This is a genomic window from Cryobacterium sp. Y62, assembly GCF_002929785.1.
Classification (GTDB): Bacteria; Actinomycetota; Actinomycetes; order Actinomycetales; family Microbacteriaceae; genus Cryobacterium.
This window is the reverse complement of the sequence record NZ_PJJK01000119.1, coordinates 25236-43172: the sequence shown is the minus strand read 5'-3', so window position 1 is coordinate 43172 and position 17937 is coordinate 25236. Positions and strand designations below refer to the sequence as shown.

The window sequence follows — 17937 nt, the reverse complement described above, 5'->3', positions numbered from 1 at the left end:
CCTAACTGTTTGAGCGCCCGGCGGAGCCGAGCTGGCGGGTGGCATCGACGACGCGAGCGGCCATGGCCGACTCGGCCACTTTGCCCCAGGCGCGCGGATCGTAAACCTTCTTGTTGCCGACTTCACCGTCAACCTTGATCACGCTGTCGTAGTTCTTGAGCATGTAGTCGGCGATGGAGCGGGTGAAGGCGTACTGGGTGTCGGTGTCGATGTTCATCTTCACGACACCGTTGGCGACAGCTTCGGCGATTTCGGCATCCGTTGAGCCCGAGCCGCCGTGAAAGACGAGGTCGAGCGGCAGAGCAGCGAGCCCGAACTTGGCCGACAGGCCGGTCTGGATCTCCTTGAGCAGTTCCGGGCGCAGCTTCACGTTGCCAGGCTTGTAGACGCCGTGTACGTTGCCGAAGGTGAGAGCGGCCATATAGCGGCCCTGCTCGCCGAGGCCGAGGGCCTCGACCATCTTGATCGCGTCGTCGAGGGTCGTGTACAGGTTCTCGTTCACGTCGGCCTGTACGCCGTCTTCCTCGCCGCCGACGGCGCCGATCTCCACCTCGAGAATGGCGTTGATGGCGCGGGTGCGCTTAAGAATATCGGTAGCGATACCGAGGTTCTTGTCGAGCGCGATGGCCGAACCGTCCCACATGTGTGACTGGAAAATGGGCTGGCCGCCATCGGCTACCGCTGACTCCGAGGCTTCGATGAGCGGAATGACGAAGTCACCGAGTGCGCCCTCGGGGCAGTGATCGGTGTGCAGCGCAACGGTGATCGGATAGTTGTCGGCGACCGCGTGTGCGAAGCGGGCAAAGGCAAGTGCGCCGGAGGCACGGTTCTTCACGGTGTGGCCGGCGAAGTAGTCGGCGCCACCGGTGGTGACCTGGATGATGCCATCAGATCCGGCCTCGGTGAGGCCCTGAAGCACGGCGTTGATGCTCTGCGACGAAGACACGTTGAATGCCGGGTAAGCGAACCCGCCGGTCTTCGCTTTGTCGAGCATTTCGGCGTACTGGTCCGGGGTTGCGATGGGCATTGCGTCTCCTCGAAAGTGTGCGGGGGTGTGAACCGAGTCTAGCCACGCCCGACCCCGGCGTTCGGTCGCGATAAGGTGACTCGAACGGACATTCCGCGCGACCCGCCGCGCATCCGCCGTAATCGAAGTCGAACTTACGTCCGGGAGGACCTTTTGAACAGCACTGAGACCCCCACTCTGTTTCAACACCCCGACCGTAATCTCGCTATGGAGCTCGTGCGCGCCACCGAAGCTGCAGCCATCCGCGCCGTACCGTTCATCGGCCGCGGCGACAAGAATGCCGCTGACAAGGCCGCCGTCGACGCCATGCGCGCGTTCCTCGGCACTGTCAACTTCGATGGGCTCATCGTCATTGGCGAGGGCGAAAAAGATAAGGCCCCCATGCTTTTCAACGGTGAGCACGTCGGAAACGGCCGTGGCCCCGCCTGCGACATTGCCGTGGACCCGATCGACGGAACCAGCCTCACCGCAGCCGGCCGCCAGAACGCCGTCTCCGTCATCGCCGTCTCCGACCGCGGCACTATGCTCGACGCCTCGTCGATTTTCTACATGGACAAAATCGTTACCGGTGGCGCCGGCCGTGGCGTGGTCAATCTCGACCAGACGATCGGCGAGAACCTTCGTGAACTTGCCAAAGCACTGAAGAAGCCAGTGGGAGAACTGACGGTGGCCGTGCTTGACCGTCCGCGCCACGCCGGCCTGATTGACGCCATCCGCACTGCCGGTGCCGGCACACGACTCATGCTCGATGGCGACGTTGCCGGTGGCATCAATGCGGCCCGCTACGAGACCCGCATCGATATGTGCGTCGGAATCGGCGGCAGCCCGGAGGGCATCACGACGGCGTGCGCACTCAAAGCCCTCGACGGCTATATGCAGGGCCGGCTCGCCCCGAAGGATGACGCCGAACGCGCCAAGGGTATAGCTGCCGGACTCGACATCGACAAGCTGCTTGAGATCGACGATATGGTCAGCGGCGATAACACTTTCTTCGTGGCGACCGGCGTAACCGATGGTGGACTCGTCGACGGAGTGCGCCGCAAGGGCCCGATGATTCGCACCGAAAGCATCGTGCTGCGGTCGCGTTCGGGTACGGCTCGTCGCGTCATCGCGGAGCACCTCGCGGCGAAGTGGCTGTAGTCACCTCGCACTTGGGCGTCACACGATTGCACGTCTCGGGTCTGTTCGATCAGGCTCGAGGCGTACTTCTTTCTGTGCCGTCCGTAGGTCACTACACGCGCAGGTCGGATTCGCAAAGTGACTTATTTTGACAAGCGAACTTTGATAACGCTGTGCTGCGCCTCGTTTAGTTCGGAACCGTCCAAGTCAACTGGAAGATCCAGCGTGTCGAGTTCTTCGGCCGGCGCCTCCAACTCGGGCGCGGTCAGTTTGCTCGGTGAATCATGAATGATGGCCGGTTCGGTGAGCAGCCCGATCTTGGTCTGGTCGATCCCCGGAAACTGTCGCGCGGTCACGAGCACCCGCGACTCGAGCGAGTTGGCGAACTTGTTATAGCTGTCCACCGTGCGTTCGAGTGCCTTGCGCAGCGACTCGGCATGGCCAGACAGCGCACCGAGGCGCTGATACAGGGCGTTGCCGAGGTCGAACAGTTTCTGGGCCTCGTCGGTGACCGCTTGCTGTTGCCAAGTGAAGGCCACAGTCTTGAGCACGGCCCACAGGTTCACCGGTGACGCTAGGGCGACCCGTTTGCTAAACGAGTAGTCGAGGATCGACGGGTCTGCCTCGAGCGCTGCCGACAGCAGGGATTCGCTCGGTATAAAGGCGATCACGAACTCGGGGCTGGCATCGAAGCCTTCCCAATAGGTCTTTTTAGCGAGGGCGTCGATGTGGGCGCGCACGGCCTTGACATGCTTGTCGATCAGCACCTTACGGCGGGCGCCCTCCTCGCCGGTGGCAGTGAAGGGTATGGTGCTCGCCTCTATGTAGTGCTCGAGCGGAACCTTGGCGTCGATGGCGATCGATTTGTTGCCGGGCAGGCGAACGACCATGTCCGGTCGGCCGAGCCCGGCATCCGTCGTGATATTGGTCTGCGTGTTGAAATCGACATACTGGGCGAGTCCGGCCGCTTCGACCACGCGTCGCAGCTGCGTCTCGCCCCAGACACCGCGGGTGCTGTTGGAACGTAGTGCACTCGCGAGCGATTCGGTGGTCACCCGCAGCTGCTGGTCAGAGATCTGGGCCTGCTTAAGCTGCTCCGATAGCGATCCATATTGTTCGCTGCGCTGCGTTTCAAGCTCGGTGACCTTCTCCTGCATGGTGCGCAGGGTCTCGCGCACCGGGCTGAGGGCCTCGAGTACGAGGTGTTCGCGTTTCTCCCGTTCGGACTGCAACTGCTGGTCAGACCGTTGCCGTTCCGTGGCCTCGCGCGTCGTCGCCCGGTCATGGTCGATCTGCGCGCTGAGCCCGTCTACGGTCGCGAGGGCGGCAGACAGCTCGCTCTGTAGCGCCGCGCGAACGGTCGCCTCGCGGGTTCGAGCCTCGGCGAGTGCTGCCTGGTGGCGGGCCTCGAGCACAGCGGAGTCGACCGAGCCGTCACCCTCCCCGGTGGTGCGGCGGCGTTGCAACAGCACCATGGTCAGCAGTACGCCCAACGCGACGCCGATGACGAGACCGATGATCAAACTCAGCAGTGGTTCCATGCTTGAAGTCTGACAGCGACCACCGACATTAACGGAATGAGACTCGGATCAGGCTAAATACACTCTAGTTGAGCGCCATCGGCCCATGGGTCGAGGCGTGTTCCCGGGTAGCCACCGGTCCGATCACGCCGACCTTGACCCGGGTGACGTGGGCGAGCTGCTCAAGCGTGTCGACCTCGTGACGCTTCGCGGCGTGGATCATGATGGCCGCGCAGGCTTCAGCGTCTGCGAGCGCATTGTGGTGCGAGAAGTTTTCGAAGCCGGCCGCCATGGCTGCGACCGGCAGCCGATAGGACTCGAGGTGGTAGGTGCGTCGGGCTACCTGCAGGCTGCAGACGTAGCGAAAATCTGGTACCGGCTGCCCGGTCACGGTCGACGCCGTTTTGATCACTCCGAGGTCGAAACCGGCGTTGTGGGCAACGAGATAGTCGTCACCGACGAAGGCGATCAGCTGTGAAAGCTGCTCGGCCCAACTGGCCGCGCCCACGACATCCGCTGCGGTAATGCCGTGAATACGGGTGTTCCACTCAGAGAAGGCATCGTGGCCGGGAGGCGGCTGAATGAGCCAGTAGGCCGAATCGACGACGATTCCGTCACGCACTTTCACCATCCCGACGGAGCACGCCGAGGCAGCCGAGGAGTTAGCGGTTTCAAAATCGATCGCAGTGAAATTCAGCACACCTTATGGTCTCATGGGCCACCGACACGAGCCGCCGACGAGGGCTGCAGCGACGTGGCCGGTAGAATAGTCTCTCGTGGCTCTTACTATTGCAATCGTCGGACTTCCCAATGTGGGCAAGTCAACCCTGTTCAACGCCCTGACCAAGAACAACGTGCTCGCCGCGAACTACCCGTTCGCGACCATTGAGCCCAACGTGGGAATCGTGAACCTTCCTGATTCGCGCCTGGCCGATCTGGCAACGATCTATGGAAGCAAGACCCTGCTTCCGGCTCCGGTGTCATTCGTCGACATCGCCGGCATTGTGCGTGGCGCGAGCGAGGGCGAGGGCCTCGGCAACAAATTCCTTGCCAACATTCGCGAAGCGGATGCCATCGCCCAGGTTATCCGCGGATTCGCCGACCCCGACGTGGTGCACGTCGACGGCAAGGTCAACCCGGCTGGCGACATGGAAACGATCAACACGGAGCTGATCCTCGCCGACCTGCAGACCCTCGAGAAGGCCGTGCTTCGCTTCGAGAAAGAGGTCAAGGGCCGCAAGATGGCGCCGCTCGTTCTGGAGACCGCGCTCAAGGCGCAGGCGATTCTTGACTCCGGTCAGCCGCTGTCCTCGGCCACGCTCGACATCGAGCCGATCCGTGAACTCGGCCTGCTCACCGCGAAGCCGTTCATCTACGTTTTCAACGTCGATGAGGCCGTGCTGCAGGACCAGTCCAAGCTCGACACCCTCGCCGCGCTGGTCGCCCCTGCGAACGCCGTGTTCCTCGACGCCAAGCTCGAGAGCGAACTGAGCGAGCTCGACGCTGAAGACGCCGCAGAGATGCTCGCCTCGACCGGCCAGGCCGAGAGCGGACTCGACCAGCTCGCCCGCATCGGCTTTGACACGCTTGGCCTGCAGACCTACCTCACGGCGGGTCCGAAAGAGTGCCGCGCCTGGACCATCCACAAGGGCTGGACCGCGCCGCAGGCCGCCGGAGTCATCCACACCGACTTCCAGAAGGGCTTCATCAAGGCGGAGATCTTCTCCTTCGAAGACCTCATGGCCGCCGGCTCGATCGCCGAGGCCCGTTCAAAGGGCAAGGCACGCATCGAGGGCAAGGAATACGTCATGCAAGACGGAGACGTGGTCGAATTTAGGTTTAACGTCTAATCAGGCCGGCCAAGGCCGCTTCTTGCAGGTCGAGGAGGTCCGCCAGAGCCTTTTCTGATGGTCGAGGAGGCCCGCGAGGGCCGTCTCGAGCGCGGTGTCCGTCGGTGTGCCGCCTCGCCGCATCAACGAGGTCGTGCACGGCCAGCGTCGAATCACCGCGAACACGGCTCTCCGCCTGGCCAGGTACTTCGGCACCTCGGCGCAATTCTGGTTGACGTTGCAGGACCGGCATGACCGCGATGTTGCCGAGGATCGCATGGCTGAGCAGATTGCGGCAATCACTCCGCGCCGCCCGCGGGACAAAGACCCTTCTTTCGAGGCACGGCGAACCTGGTGGGCGGAGAGCGGACTAGCATTCGGTTATGCTCACGGTCGACTCGCTCAGGAACCTCCTCGCAACGGGCCGTTCGGGTGACCTTGCGGCCCGACTCGCTTCCGTTGAGCCGTACGAGCGCCGCGCGGCGTGCAAGCCCCTGGTTGGTCAGGCCAAGGCCATCCTGTGCGCGAGTTCAGCATCGACGGTGACTTCGTGGCTTCGCGATCTGCGAGCAGACTATCCCGGGGGGTACGCGCAATTCGTTGACGCCTGGACAGGGCCATTGGAACTAGGGCACTGGGATGCGGCGACCACCGTCCTGCTGGCCTCCAAAGTGCCCGCTCAGGCCGCGAAAGTCTGGCCGATACCAGAGGACCGTTCGTTTGCGCAGTGGGTGTACCCGGCCTTGTTCCCCAACGACCTCATCGCGTTCGTCGATCAATGGTCTTCGGATTTCGCAGCGAATCCCAAGAACTGGGACCGTAACCGGGGTCGGGCCGTGATGTATGAGTGGATTGAAGAAGGTCTCGTCGAGGCACCACATCATGATGGAGCTGTCTTGATGCTGATCAGCGGTTGGGCTGACAGGCCGGGGAAGCCGCTTTTGTACTGGCTGCTTGCGAGACCGAAAGTCACCAGGGTGCTCTTCGCTCGTCTCTTCACGACGCGTGGCATCAAAGGTGCTTCTTTGAGGCAGAGCGACCGGAGTGATGTCAACGATCCACTTCGAACAGTGGTCGTGCCCGGGCTCGTGGAGGCTGGAGTGTGGAGTCGGAGCTTCGTCGTTCAAGGCGTCGAGTCAGCCTTGAGAAGTGATCTGCCCGCCTACCAGCGCCGCTGGTTCGTTCAGCTCGGTGCAGACCTGGGTCTGCCGGCGGCGGGGACGACCGCACTCGCTCGCTCACCCGGTTCAGGGGTTGTTCTGTAACGTAACGTGGTGGAGTTCCGCTTCAACGTTTAGGCGCAAGCTCCTCGCGATCGTCATCACAGCAGCATCAATTGAAGGAGACTATCGTGCCTGTCATTGCCATCATCGGAGCTGGACCGGGACTCGGCGCAGCAGTTGCGCGACGGTTCGGGCGCGAGGGCTTCTCAATTGGCCTGATCGCCAGGAACCAGTCGAAACTGGACGCCATGGCTGCCGAGCTCACCGCTGCCGGGTTCACCGCAAGTGCTTACGTTGCGGATGTCCGCACGCCGGCGTCGCTCGAAGCTGCCCTTGCGCGTGCCGCGGCAGAGCTCGGGCCTATCACCGCGCTGCAATATAGCCCGCTGCCGTCGCGTGACTACCTGAAGCCGGTGCTTGAGATGACGCCCGAGCTGGCGTTAGAGGCCCTGCAGTTCTCGGCCCTCGGGCTCATCCACGCGGTGCGTGCAGTGCTCCCGGCGATGCAGCAGGCAGGTAGCGGCAGCATCATCATGATCAATGGCGGAACCTCGGTGAAGGCTCGCGCCGACTTCGCTGGCACATCGGTCGCCTTCCCGGCCGAGAGCGCCTACGGCGAGATGCTCCACGATGCCCTCGCGGGTGAGGGCATCCGTGTCAACCAGCTGGTGATTCCCGGCGGCATTCCACAGCTTCAGCTTGCCAACGGCATCGACGGGGTCGCCGATCGCATCTGGAACCTGCACGCCGTTGCCGGTCCGTTCCGAACCATGCTCATCCCGCTTGAAGACGGTCGGGAGTAAGGCAGTCGCTGCTGTCTTACTCCCGATTGGATTGTTCGGCGAGAGCAAAGTAACTTCTCTGATGGTGATCGGTGATGATATTGGTGGCGTTTCGCTTCAACGTCTAGTTCTGTAAAGCGTGCTTCTAACGTGTAGTGACTGCGTCAGAAGGCTGCACAACAGTAAGAAATCGGGTCGGAGCGCACTGCGAGCAGGTGTGCGAGAAAGGTCTTCGCGTTCTGCAGGTGGGCACCGGACGTACGTTCCGAATCGTTCGCCGTAGTGAGCCGCCAAAGTGGCCGCGGAGGTACAGTCTCGCGTGGTGCATCCCCATCTCAACGCGCAGACATTCGATTTTTTTCGACGGACCTGAGAACCGCAACGAACGCGAATGGTCCAAAGAGCACAAGCCGATCGACGAACAGGGGCTGAAAGAGCGGATGCTCATGGCCATCTAATCCCTCAAACTCACGACGGTCGACTTCGATGGTGACAGCGCTACGCGCCTGCTCCAGCGGTCGCGTCGACTAGACCAGCGCCGTGATTCGGCTCAGCACCCGCTCCGGAACCGCTCCCTGGGGCACCTCGCCGAGCAGAAAATCGCCGTCGGGAAGCGTGCCGGTGTCGTTCGCCCAAAATTCCGGATCGATTACAGCGCCGCGTAGCTCAGTGCCGTGTAGTTCGACCCGATCCACGTGTCGCTGTCCGAGCGCCCAACGGTAGTGGTCGGTCACATTGGCAACCGGTGAATAGGTCGATAGCGGTACCGATTTAGCCCCGGAAGCGGGGCTACGGTCATCAAGCAGTACCGCGATCAGCGGTAGTGCGGCGAAACCGCGCAGCCAGTCCGCGACATACATTGACGCGTTTTCGGCATTATCGGCGTCGAGACCTGACGCGTCGGTCGCCCCCGAGAACGAATGTGTGCGCGCCAGCCACTGCATCGGCGACGGAATCTGCAGCACGACCGGCACCCGTTGGGTCTTGCTGAAGATGCTGACGAGCTCGATAACGAACGCAGTTGTCCCTGGATCCCCCAGCAGAGTGCGGAGGGCATATCCGGTGCGGGATTTGGCGCTCATAGCCGTTTGAAGAGTGGGATCAGATGCGACCCGGTGTGCATAGAACCGGTCGAGACTGAGCAGCGCCAAATCGGATTTGAGAACGCCCTGAGCCTGGCCGAAGAAATTCGCGTACGCCATGGGTTCCTGCCACGGCACGGGTTTACCCTGCAGAAAAACGGATTGGGCATAATCGTGACTGTCCAACACTACGGCCCGACTGCGGCCCGAGGGTGGCTCGGCCAGAAGCTCAGATAGCGAAAGTGTCATGGTGTCTCCCATTGATCGATCAAGAAGGGTGACCCGTGGCTGCGGGGCCGTCAGGAGACGACCCCGCAGCCACGGATCGAAAGGACAGGTCAGGATTTGTGTACGGCCACTTCGCCGTACTTCTGCTCGAGTTCGCGTACCCGCGCCTCAAGCTTGCTAATTTTCAGCACTCGACGGTCGGGAACCATGATGAGTGGCAGATCTTCGATCTTGCCCTTGACTCGCTCGGGCTCGATTTTGCCCCAGTGCGTCGCCAGCAGTTCCTCATTGTTGTCCTGGCCCCACGAGCCGTAGTAGAGCAGGTCCTTGGGCGGCTCTTCTTGAACGAACTCTGCAATGAACTCCTTATACGGCTTGCCGCGGCTGATGCGATCCTGGCGCATCTGGGCCCGCAGTTCAATCGTTGCCTGCTCGTGCACCACGAAGGTGTCCGCTTCCCAGACGACGCCGTAGACGTTCGTGGCGACCTGGGCCGAGATTCGGTCCAGCTCAAGGTCGGTCACGACGAGTTCGGGGTCGCGCTCCAGCACGTCACCGTAGCCACCGCCCGCGCCTTGGGCGATCATGTACAGTTCGCCCTCTTTCGCCACGTCGAATTGCAGCCCCATGTGTCCGGTCTGGTAATCGCCGCCCTCGAAAGGCTGCTCGTTCATGACACGTTCCATCGACAGGTTGAACTGCGACGGGTCCTTCTTGATGATGTCGTAGATGTTGATGTCTTTGACCATGGCCAGGGGGTAGACCGGGCAGCCGTATCCTCCGAACATTCCAGGAACCGAGGAGAACTTCGATCCGGAGGTGACGGTCATGAAACCCCAGCTGGGTGTACCGCGAGACGCCACCATCATCTCGTAACCCATACCGCCGCGATACTTGCCGAATCCCTGATTGTCGCGCACCAGCCGTTTACTGACCAGCTGCAAGAACGGTACCTCTTCTTCCATGACTTCCTGCTCGCCGAGGTCGGCCATTGCGCAGAACAACGGCGCCACGGCGTCTTCACCGTCGCGGAACGCCTTCGCCCCGCCGCCCATGCCGTTGAGATCGGCACACAGGTTACCCACCTGCTCACCGTTCTGTGTGGTGCCGCCCCAGAGAAAATCGTTGATCTGGTTGAACCAGGGAGCCACGACGTTCGAGTACTTCTGCGGCGATGAGAATTGCATCTTGGCGAAGGCCGACTGTAGGGCGGAGAAGCCGCGGAAGGATGCCTGCAACGACTGGCCGACGGGCGCGTCGTAACCGGCATCCGCCCAGGTATGTTCCTCCGTGATAATTTCGATGGGCGACAATGCTCCGGTGCTGCGAGGCAGGTCAGGCCACCAGTACGAGAGAACTGCCTGGGACATGAAAGATTTTGTTGACGCGAGCGGCGAGTTGAGGGCCCGATTGAGAATCTCGGGGCCGGTACCGGTGAGGTCGATAATCATTCGTTCGCCCTTCACGGTGATCTTGCAGGCGAACTTGATCAGAATGTTCTCCTTAAGCGTGGAGTCCACGAACTGATTGAAGGTGACAGTGCCGTCGGGCAGTTCGCCAATACGGCGGCGTACCTCAGTCTCGACATCCTCGACGGTGACGCGAAGCGACGCGACGAAGGTCTCCTGCCCAACCTCGTCGATGAGCCGGTCGACGGTGTCCATGATGCGCCGGGTGGCGCCCATCTTCACCTTGATGTCGGCGAGCATAAGCTTCGGGTCGCGCGTGGAGTGTTGTAAGAACGTCAGCAGGTCGCGACGCAGATGGCCCTTCTCGACGATCTTGATCGGCGAGGCCCGCAGACCGTCATCGAATGGTGACTCCGAACCCGACGGCATACCACCTGGTTCGCACGCTCCGTTCTCGCCTTCGTGGATGGTCGCACCCACCCAGGCGATGATGATTCCGTCGCGCATGACCGGCACGAGCATCGACTGATCGGTGTTGTGCACCATGCCGAAGCGGGAATCGTTGTGGAAGAAACCGTCACCCGGGTTGATACCGACGGTGGGCTCATCCTTCCAATTCTTCATGATGTAGCGGATGGGATGGTGCAGCACCGCGGAGAAGGCAATCACGCCGCGGTTGGAGAGATACGTGACATCGCCCTCGGCGGTGTAGACCGCGCAGGAGAGGTCGGCCCACTTCGCTCCGGGCGCCGCGCCCATGCTCTCGCACATCTCGAAGGCCTCATCAAGTGCACCGGCCAGGCGTTTGCGAATCCGGTCGACCTCGAGCGGGTCGATACCCTTCGCGATGCACTCCTCCTCATAGGCTGTGCGCGGCATGATCTCGTGAGTACGCATGATGGCCGGGTCTGGTCCGAGGAAGAGGGTAGTCTCGTCCATGAATTTGTCGACCCACTGCTGTTCCTGGTCGGTCAGTAGCTGGGATGCGTCGTCGTCTCCGCTGGTGGGCACGAACTGGTCAGTTGTCAGTGTCATGGTGTTCAAGCTCCTTTGCTTGCGTTCGCTGAAGAAAAAGTGGGAAGGTCGGTCAGTCGCTCAGTAGCCATACCGCCCCCTGCACTGTCGGTTCCAGGCGCCAGCCCGGTTCCACCAGATAGGTGGTGTTTTCGGTCGTGACGATCGCCGGTCCGTGGATCACGTATTCGTGTTTGAGTGCGTCGGCGTCATAGACAGGGGTGTCGACTGCGCCGGCGATGCTCGTGAAGTGCACCGAACGCCGGGAGACCGGTGCCGGCTTAATCTTTTCGCCGCCGGTTTTGATCGACTCGAATTGAATGACTTCGCCCTCGATATAGGACGCTACGCGAATGGTCTGCGCACGGACGCCCGCCTCCGGCGCCTGGGTGCCCTCGCCGTAGCGTTCGCCAAAGAGCTCGGAGAACGTCTTGATCAGGTGCAGCACGTCGGCAACTCCGTTGACCCGGTTGATGTTGAAGGCGACGGCAGTGGTGACGAGCTGGTTGCCGTAGCGCATGTCCATTTCGAGGCGGTAGCGCACGTCGGCGCGGTCGTAGCCCTGGCGCACGAGGTCTTCGGCGCCCTTCGCTTCGAGCTCCTCGATGTACCCGTTGAGCGCTTCGTACTGGGCGTAGAGGCTGCGCTTGATCGGTTCGTAGAGCACGACGTAGGCGCTGCGTTCGTGAATGTGCAGCGGACGCATGTTGCCGGCCCCGAGCGCGGAGAACACCGAGGCGAACGGCGGAAACAAGATACGGCTGATGCCGGCGCTCGCCGCGATGCCGCAGGCATGCAGCGGACCGTTACCGCCGTAGGCGAGCATCGTGTAGTCCTCGATCAGCCCGCCACGGGAGCGCAGCTCCTTCTCGATGCCGATCGCCATCTGTTCGTCGACAGTCTTCTTAATAACCTTGGCAACCTCAACCGCGTCCAGGTCGAGCTCGTCGCTGAGCGTCTCATCGATGACATAGATCGAACGCTTCTTGTTGAGATTGATGTGCCCGTTGGCGTAATTGTCCGGGTCGAGGTAGCCGAGTACCAAGTCGGCGTCGGTAACCGTTGGGCGCAGGCCACCGCGGTCATAGCAGGCCGGGCCCGGGTCGCTTCCAGCTGACTCCGGACCGATTTGGAGGGCATGGTGAATGCGGTTGTAGGCGGCGATAGATCCGCCGCCGGCGCCGAGCGTGTTGAGGTGGATCATCGGCGCGGAGACCATCCAACGACCAATGGTGGGCTGGAAATCGTAGTGCCGTACTCCGCCCTCTGGCACCAGACCGATATCGAACGAGGTGCCACCCATGTCCATTGACACTACGTCGCCAAGACCGGTTGACTCCGCGAGGTGTTGGGCCGCCCCGACGCCGGCGATCGGCCCGGAGTGAATCGTCTGCAGGGCATCCGTGGAGTTCGGCTGCGCCATACCGCCCGAATTATGAATGACCAGCATCGGCTTCTCGTACCCCGAGTCGCGCAGGTTGTTGGAGAGCTGATTGAGCGCGTGAAACATTGTCTGGTGCAAAAAAGCGTCGACGACAGTGGCCATGGCCCGCACGTACTCGCCCTTGCGCCCCGATACCTGACTGCTGAGCAGCACCGGAATGGAGCCAAGCTCGTGCGTGGGGTACTCGTCGAGGATGATCTCGAGGATGCGGTCCTCGTGTACCGAGTTCTCGGTGGCGTTGGTCAGGGCAATCACGATGGCCTCGGCGCCGTTGTCGACGAGCTCGCGAACCTGGGTGCGCACGTCGTCGTACATGAGTGGCACGAGCACTTCCCCGACCGAATCAATGCGTTCCTTCACCGAGCGGATGAGCTGGCGTGGCACGAGTGGTTCGGGACGTTGGGCGTCAGGCATGTCGCCCTGCTTGGCCGCGTCGAGCCCCTCACCGTAACCACGTCCGCGGGAGAGCGGGATGGTGTCTTCAAAGCCGTGGGTGACGATAGCCGCGACCCGTGGGCCCTTGCCCTCGATCAGGGCGTTGGTGCCCAGCGTCGTGGCATAGCGTACCGAGTCCACCTCTTTGAGTGCCGTCTCGCGGCTGATTCCAGCCCTTTCGCAGGCCCGGTCGAGGGCTTCGTTGAAACCGAGTGCCAGGTTGTGGTGCGTGGTGAGCGCCTTCGATTCGATGTATACGTCATCCCAGACAAAGAAACAATCGCTGAACGTGCCGCCGATGTCTACCGAGATTCGTTTCACGGTCAGTGTCCTTCGTTTTGGCGCGAGTGGGCGTGGGGTGTCACGGAGTCGAAGCGGGCGCTGAGGTCGGCCTCGGCGTTTTCGCCAGGGCCATAGTTGACGACCTCTTCGGGGTTGCCGCCATGGGCATCCCACTTTTCGCGTAGCGAGTCGATGTCCCACAGCATGTCGACGGTCGGCGGATGCCCCGGCGGCAGATATTCGGCTTCGATTTGGGTTCCGCAGGTGGGGCAGTAGAACTCCAGAATGCGGCAGAAGGCGGGGTCGGGAGAGAACGTGAATTCGTACTTCTCCGGGTCGATCACGGGAGGATGAATCTCTTGGGGGTCTCGGTCGTAGACCAGAGTGCCCTCCTTATAATTGCCGCGAGCATCGCCGAAGTCGTGGGCGCAAACGCGGCAGATCCATCGTTCCGTGTCGAGGTCGATGAGCAGGTATTCGGTCATGGGAACGCGCATTTTGTTTGTACCTTCCTTGGGAAACAAAGTGGATTAGAGGGTGTCGGCTAGTTGCAGGTCGCCGGCGGCGGATACCGTGAGCGTCCAGCCGAGCGGTACGCGCGCGGTAAAGAACGGGCCCTCGACGATGGCGGGTCCGGCTGCCGTGGCGCCGGGCACCTGACCGTCGAGCTCATAAACGGATACGCTGTCGACGCGCGTCGCCGAGGAGCGCACCTGCCGCGTTCCGGTAGCGACTGCGGGGCTCGCCGCTGAGGGAAGGCCGGTGTCGATGGTCGGGTGTGGCAGCCTGAAAATGGCCTTGAGGGCGAGGATCTCTTCGCCGTCTTCGATGATGGTCGACCATTCGAGTTCGCACTCGCTCAGGTCGTGCCCTTCCTGGAACATGTCCCGGCCGGCATCCGCTTGCATCGACTGACGTGTCGCAGTCAGTTCTTCGGCCGAGAAACCGGTGACGTTGGTTTCATAGGACTGCGCGATGTCCGAGAAGCTGATGCCGTAGGCCGAGAACACCGCCGCGAGACGAGGCACGAGCACGTGGTGCACGCCGGCCAGGCGAGCAGCGCTGCAGGCACTCATCGGTCCGCCGCCGCCGAACGCAGCCACGGTCGTTTCGCCGGTCGGGCTGACCAGGTCGGCGAAGGCCTGTGCCAGATGACCGGAGTAGCTGTGTTCCATGCGGATCAGCGCCTCGTCGAGGCTGATGCCGAGCGGATCAGCAACGGTCTTGGTGATGACCGCGCGTGACCGTTCGGCATCGAGCGCCATCTCGCCGTTCAGGTAGGTAGCTGGGTCGAGAATGCCGAGCAGCAGGTTGACGTCTGTAATGGTGGCCTGGGTGCCGCCGAAACCAAAGCAGGCCGGTCCGGGAGCGGCGCCGACGCTCTCCGGCCCCACGGTGATCTCACCGTCGTGCACGGCGATGATTGAGCTGCCGCCCACGCCGGTCGAGCGCACGTCACTCATCTCGTAGGAGATATCGACGCCCTGAATCGATCCGCGCCGGTCGACGGCGATCGCCTTGTTCGCGACGCCGCCAACATCCGTTGTGGTGCCGCCCACATCGATCATCAGCACATTGTCGAGACCGTAGGCCTCGGCGAGCGCACGCGTGCCTTCGAGCCCGCCGCGCGGCCCCGAAGAATAGGTCTTGAGCGCGACCGATTTGGCGACGCGAGAGGATGCGCCGTCGTTGCGGTAGATCAGCAGGGGGTTCTTTACCTTGTAGGCGCGCAGCCGGTGCTCGGCGCTGTAGAGAAACCGCTCGACGGTGGGGTGTAGAAAGGAGTTGAGAATTCCCGACCAGACCTGTCGGTCGCGTGAGGTGTCAGAGGCAAACTCCCGGGAGAACAGAATCGGCACCGAACCGAGCAGATGCCTGGGAAAATTCTTGAGCATGGTGCGCTTGAACAGCTGCTCGCGTTGGGCACTCGACGCTGCCACGACGAGCCGCTCGGCTCCAGCCGTCGTCAGCCGGTTGATGTCGGCGACGAACTGCCGAGAGAGCTCCTCCGGGGTGCCGTCGGCCGCGATGATGCCGATGCGGGCGCCGATCAGATCGTTGAAGAGCCCAGCCGTCTCTTTCGAGGTAGCGAGCGAGTCTGGCAGAGTGGGATCATCGGTGATCAGGCCAATCAGTGGACCCTTGCGCTGTACGAGCGCGTTGGTGCCCTGCGTTGACGAATAGCGGATGTGCCGGGTTGAGTGCAGCAGATCGGCCAGGTTCGTCTGTCCATACAGCTGGGTAGACACCTTCGTCATGGCGTCGAAGAGACACTGAGACAGGTCTACCGGGGTGGTGAGAGTCTTGGTGAACGTGAAATCTGTGCCGCTGGCGACGACAATGTCGGTGAGGGTTCCACCGTTGTCGATATTGATCAATCGTTCCATGAGCGCTCCATTGCGGGTTGTTGTGAGTGACCGATGCCCCGGGGGGAGGCACTCTAGCAAGACTGGCCCCGTGTTCAGACCGCGGCGTGTCCCACATTGGGACACTCCGCGGCTAGCGCTTGCGGTCGAGTACAGGGCATGCTTAAAGAGTCCACAAGGGAGTCGATATGCACAGAGTCGCCGATCGGCGAATCAAGATTGCCGCTGAACGCGCCGATTTTCTGCGGTTCGGTCACGCCGAAACCCAATCGGTTCCTAAAGTCGTGGCGGCTTCCTGGCAGCGGTCCCTCACCGCTGGCGTAAACGCGTTTTCGTCCCAGGCAGTTTTTCACAGCGATCTTGACCTCACCGGTCGCCTAATGCGATGTTCCGCACCAGTCATCGCCCGGCTGAGCGAAGAAATGGCCGAGATGCCGCTATCGATCGTGCTCACCGACTCCAAGGCGAGAATTCTCAGCCGCTTAGAAACCGACAAGACGATCGGAACCCTGCTCGATGAAGTATCGCTGGCGCCGGGGTTCAATTATGCCGAGACCAGCGTTGGAACCAACGGAATCGGTACCGTGCTCGAGTCGGGCCAGCCCCTGTACATTGTTGGTCCCGAGCATTTTATCGAGCATCTCCAGCCGTTCGCGTGTGCGGGAAGTCCGATTCGTGACCCGCTGACCGGGCGTATCGAGGGCGTCCTAGACCTTAGTTGTCTAAGCGAGGATGCCAGCCCCTTGATGCCTTCCCTGGTGCGGTCGGCCGCCCGAGAGATTGAGCGCAACCTTCTCGTCGATCGGAGTCAGTGTCAGCAGGCCCTGTTCGAGGCGTACGTTCGGGTAGATTCTCGAACGCGCGGCGCCGTCATGGCGATCGGCGGCACGATCGTGATGGGCAACGCGGTTGCGCAGAGTTTGTTTGCGCCCGATGAACAGCTGACAATCCGCGAACATGCCCGCTATTTGACGATCGCTCCGGGCCAACCGGTTGACCAGATTGAATTGTCGTCGGGCAAGGTCGTTCATATTCGAGGCAAGCGCGTCGTGGTCGGTCCCGATGTAGCGGGGATAGTTGTGGTCGTCGAAATCGTCTCCGAAGTCGCCCCGATTCTGGTCGGCGGGCCTGGTCTGAAACTATTGCCAGTGCGGGGGCGTCGAGTGCGGGAGCCGGTGTTGAGCGACATTCAAGCACCATCGACAATTCTCAATGATGTGTCATCGTTACTCGGTAAACGTGCGTCCGGCAGCGTTATCTCCGCTCTCACCGTGGGCGCAGCCCTCCTCGTGCTGGGCGAGGCGGGTGGAGGCAAGGTATCCCTTCTGGCTGAACTCTATCGACACGTCGTGCCGCTGGGTCGTAGCGTGGTGTACAGCGCTGACGAGCTCAACGAGCAGGGTGTGCAACCGGCCATTGACAAAGACCTGATGAACGCCGCTGCCTTGCCCACGTTGTACATCTTCCGCAATATCGATCGCTTGAGCGCGGCCGCTGTCGCTGAATTTGATGCGTTTCTCATCAAGCGGGAGGTGAACGCGGGCGAAGGTGCTGGCGCTATCGCCGTCACTGTGTCGCAACCCGATCTGCAGGCAGACCGTGCGGCAGGTCGGCTGTTTACGACGTTGCTGCACCATTTCGAGGTCTCCGTCACGGTCGCGCCGCTGCGGCATCGCCTCGACGACCTGCCCGACATCGTCGCGCGGGTACTCGCCCGACAAGCCGGATTGCGACCAGCCACCGTCAGCGCCGGTGCCATGCGGGTGATCTCACGCTACCCGTGGCCCGGTAACATTCGACAGCTCGAAGAAGCGCTCGATATCGCCCTGCTCACACGCCCGGTCGGTGCCATCCAGGCTGAGGACCTGCCCGCCTACTGCCACGGCGTTGCGCCCCGGCTCTTGACGGCGCTGGAAGCTGGCGAGCGTGACCTCATCGTCGGCGCGCTGCACAAGGCCGAAGGCAACCGCATGCGCGCGGCGGAGGCCCTGGGAATCGCCCGGTCATCTCTCTATCGCAAGCTCAAGACTTTCGGCATCACGGTCACCGACTCGTAGCAGCTACGTGTACACGCCTCTCAGGCGCACTCGCCACGCCTGCGGTTTTCGTTAAGATGATCGGGACCACGATCGGCACGGCCGACATGATCGTGCTATACAGCAGAGCACAGCTGAAGC

Annotated in this window: 12 protein-coding genes and 1 pseudogene; 5 read left to right on the top strand and 8 right to left on the bottom strand. The window is 62.0% G+C overall.

Annotated elements, in window-relative coordinates:
- Position 1: 1 nt before the first annotated feature.
- Positions 2–1027: a class II fructose-bisphosphate aldolase gene (fbaA, locus tag CXY71_RS17655; RefSeq protein WP_104138505.1), complete on the bottom strand. Its 1026-nt coding sequence runs from the start codon at positions 1025–1027 to the stop codon at positions 2–4.
- Positions 1028–1234: 207 nt separating this feature from the next.
- On the opposite strand from fbaA, the gene glpX reads away from it, so the two are divergent.
- Entirely contained in the window at positions 1235–2167 is a 933-nt protein-coding gene (gene glpX / locus CXY71_RS17650; protein ID WP_104138502.1) for a class II fructose-bisphosphatase, read from the top strand.
- 122 nt (positions 2168–2289) lie between these two features.
- Here the strand turns inward: glpX and rmuC are convergent, their stop codons facing one another.
- Entirely contained in the window at positions 2290–3687 is a 1398-nt protein-coding gene (gene rmuC / locus CXY71_RS17645; protein WP_104138499.1) for a DNA recombination protein RmuC, read from the bottom strand.
- 64 nt (positions 3688–3751) lie between these two features.
- On the bottom strand, positions 3752–4366 hold the full coding sequence (locus CXY71_RS17640) for an exonuclease domain-containing protein (protein ID WP_104138496.1): 615 nt from the start codon (positions 4364–4366) through the stop codon (positions 3752–3754).
- A gap of 76 nt (positions 4367–4442) precedes the next feature.
- Between CXY71_RS17640 and ychF the strand changes: the two genes are divergently transcribed.
- The 3 genes and pseudogenes from ychF to CXY71_RS17620 all read left to right on the top strand — a co-directional run bounded on the left by ychF (position 4443) and on the right by CXY71_RS17620 (position 7521).
- The gene (gene ychF, locus CXY71_RS17635; RefSeq protein WP_104138493.1) at positions 4443–5516 is read left to right on the top strand and encodes a redox-regulated ATPase YchF; all 1074 of its coding nucleotides are present in this window, start codon (positions 4443–4445) and stop codon (positions 5514–5516) included.
- A gap of 94 nt (positions 5517–5610) precedes the next feature.
- A pseudogene (locus CXY71_RS22200) lies at positions 5611–5802 on the top strand (HigA family addiction module antitoxin); the annotation flags it as partial.
- Between the two features lie 1044 nt (positions 5803–6846).
- Positions 6847–7521 (top strand): SDR family NAD(P)-dependent oxidoreductase, encoded by a 675-nt coding sequence (locus CXY71_RS17620; protein WP_104138490.1) that lies wholly within the window; start codon positions 6847–6849, stop codon positions 7519–7521.
- 506 nt (positions 7522–8027) lie between these two features.
- Here the strand turns inward: CXY71_RS17620 and CXY71_RS17610 are convergent.
- The 5 genes from CXY71_RS17610 to CXY71_RS17590 all read right to left on the bottom strand — a co-directional run bounded on the left by CXY71_RS17610 (position 8028) and on the right by CXY71_RS17590 (position 15781).
- Positions 8028–8831, bottom strand: a complete 804-nt coding sequence (locus CXY71_RS17610) for a hypothetical protein (protein WP_104138847.1) — start codon at positions 8829–8831, stop codon at positions 8028–8030.
- Between the two features lie 89 nt (positions 8832–8920).
- Positions 8921–11254, bottom strand: a complete 2334-nt coding sequence (locus CXY71_RS17605; RefSeq protein WP_104138484.1) for a hydantoinase B/oxoprolinase family protein — start codon at positions 11252–11254, stop codon at positions 8921–8923.
- 52 nt (positions 11255–11306) lie between these two features.
- Positions 11307–13433, bottom strand: a complete 2127-nt coding sequence (locus tag CXY71_RS17600) for a hydantoinase/oxoprolinase family protein (protein ID WP_104138481.1) — start codon at positions 13431–13433, stop codon at positions 11307–11309.
- A gap of 2 nt (positions 13434–13435) precedes the next feature.
- The gene (locus CXY71_RS17595) at positions 13436–13891 is read right to left on the bottom strand and encodes an acetone carboxylase subunit gamma (protein ID WP_104138479.1); all 456 of its coding nucleotides are present in this window, start codon (positions 13889–13891) and stop codon (positions 13436–13438) included.
- Positions 13892–13924: 33 nt separating this feature from the next.
- Complete coding sequence (locus tag CXY71_RS17590) at positions 13925–15781, bottom strand: hydantoinase/oxoprolinase family protein (protein WP_104138476.1); 1857 nt, start codon at positions 15779–15781, stop codon at positions 13925–13927.
- Between the two features lie 167 nt (positions 15782–15948).
- Between CXY71_RS17590 and CXY71_RS17585 the strand changes: the two genes are divergently transcribed.
- Positions 15949–17817, top strand: a complete 1869-nt coding sequence (locus tag CXY71_RS17585) for a sigma-54-dependent Fis family transcriptional regulator (RefSeq protein WP_104138473.1) — start codon at positions 15949–15951, stop codon at positions 17815–17817.
- The last annotated feature ends 120 nt before the right edge of the window (positions 17818–17937 follow it).

What these genes read in the sequence shown, in the direction of transcription:
- fbaA (WP_104138505.1), bottom strand. Translation starts at nt 1,027, where the DNA reads ATGCCCATCGCAACCCCGGACCAGTACGCCGAAATGCTCGACAAAGCG.
- CXY71_RS17595 (WP_104138479.1), bottom strand. Translation starts at nt 13,891, where the DNA reads ATGCGCGTTCCCATGACCGAATACCTGCTCATCGACCTCGACACGGAA.
- glpX (WP_104138502.1), top strand. Translation starts at nt 1,235, where the DNA reads ATGGAGCTCGTGCGCGCCACCGAAGCTGCAGCCATCCGCGCCGTACCG.
- CXY71_RS17610 (WP_104138847.1), bottom strand. Translation starts at nt 8,831, where the DNA reads ATGACACTTTCGCTATCTGAGCTTCTGGCCGAGCCACCCTCGGGCCGC.
- CXY71_RS17590 (WP_104138476.1), bottom strand. Translation starts at nt 15,781, where the DNA reads ATGGAACGATTGATCAATATCGACAACGGTGGAACCCTCACCGACATT.
- rmuC (WP_104138499.1), bottom strand. Translation starts at nt 3,687, where the DNA reads ATGGAACCACTGCTGAGTTTGATCATCGGTCTCGTCATCGGCGTCGCG.
- CXY71_RS17585 (WP_104138473.1), top strand. Translation starts at nt 15,949, where the DNA reads ATGCACAGAGTCGCCGATCGGCGAATCAAGATTGCCGCTGAACGCGCC.
- CXY71_RS17605 (WP_104138484.1), bottom strand. Translation starts at nt 11,254, where the DNA reads ATGACACTGACAACTGACCAGTTCGTGCCCACCAGCGGAGACGACGAC.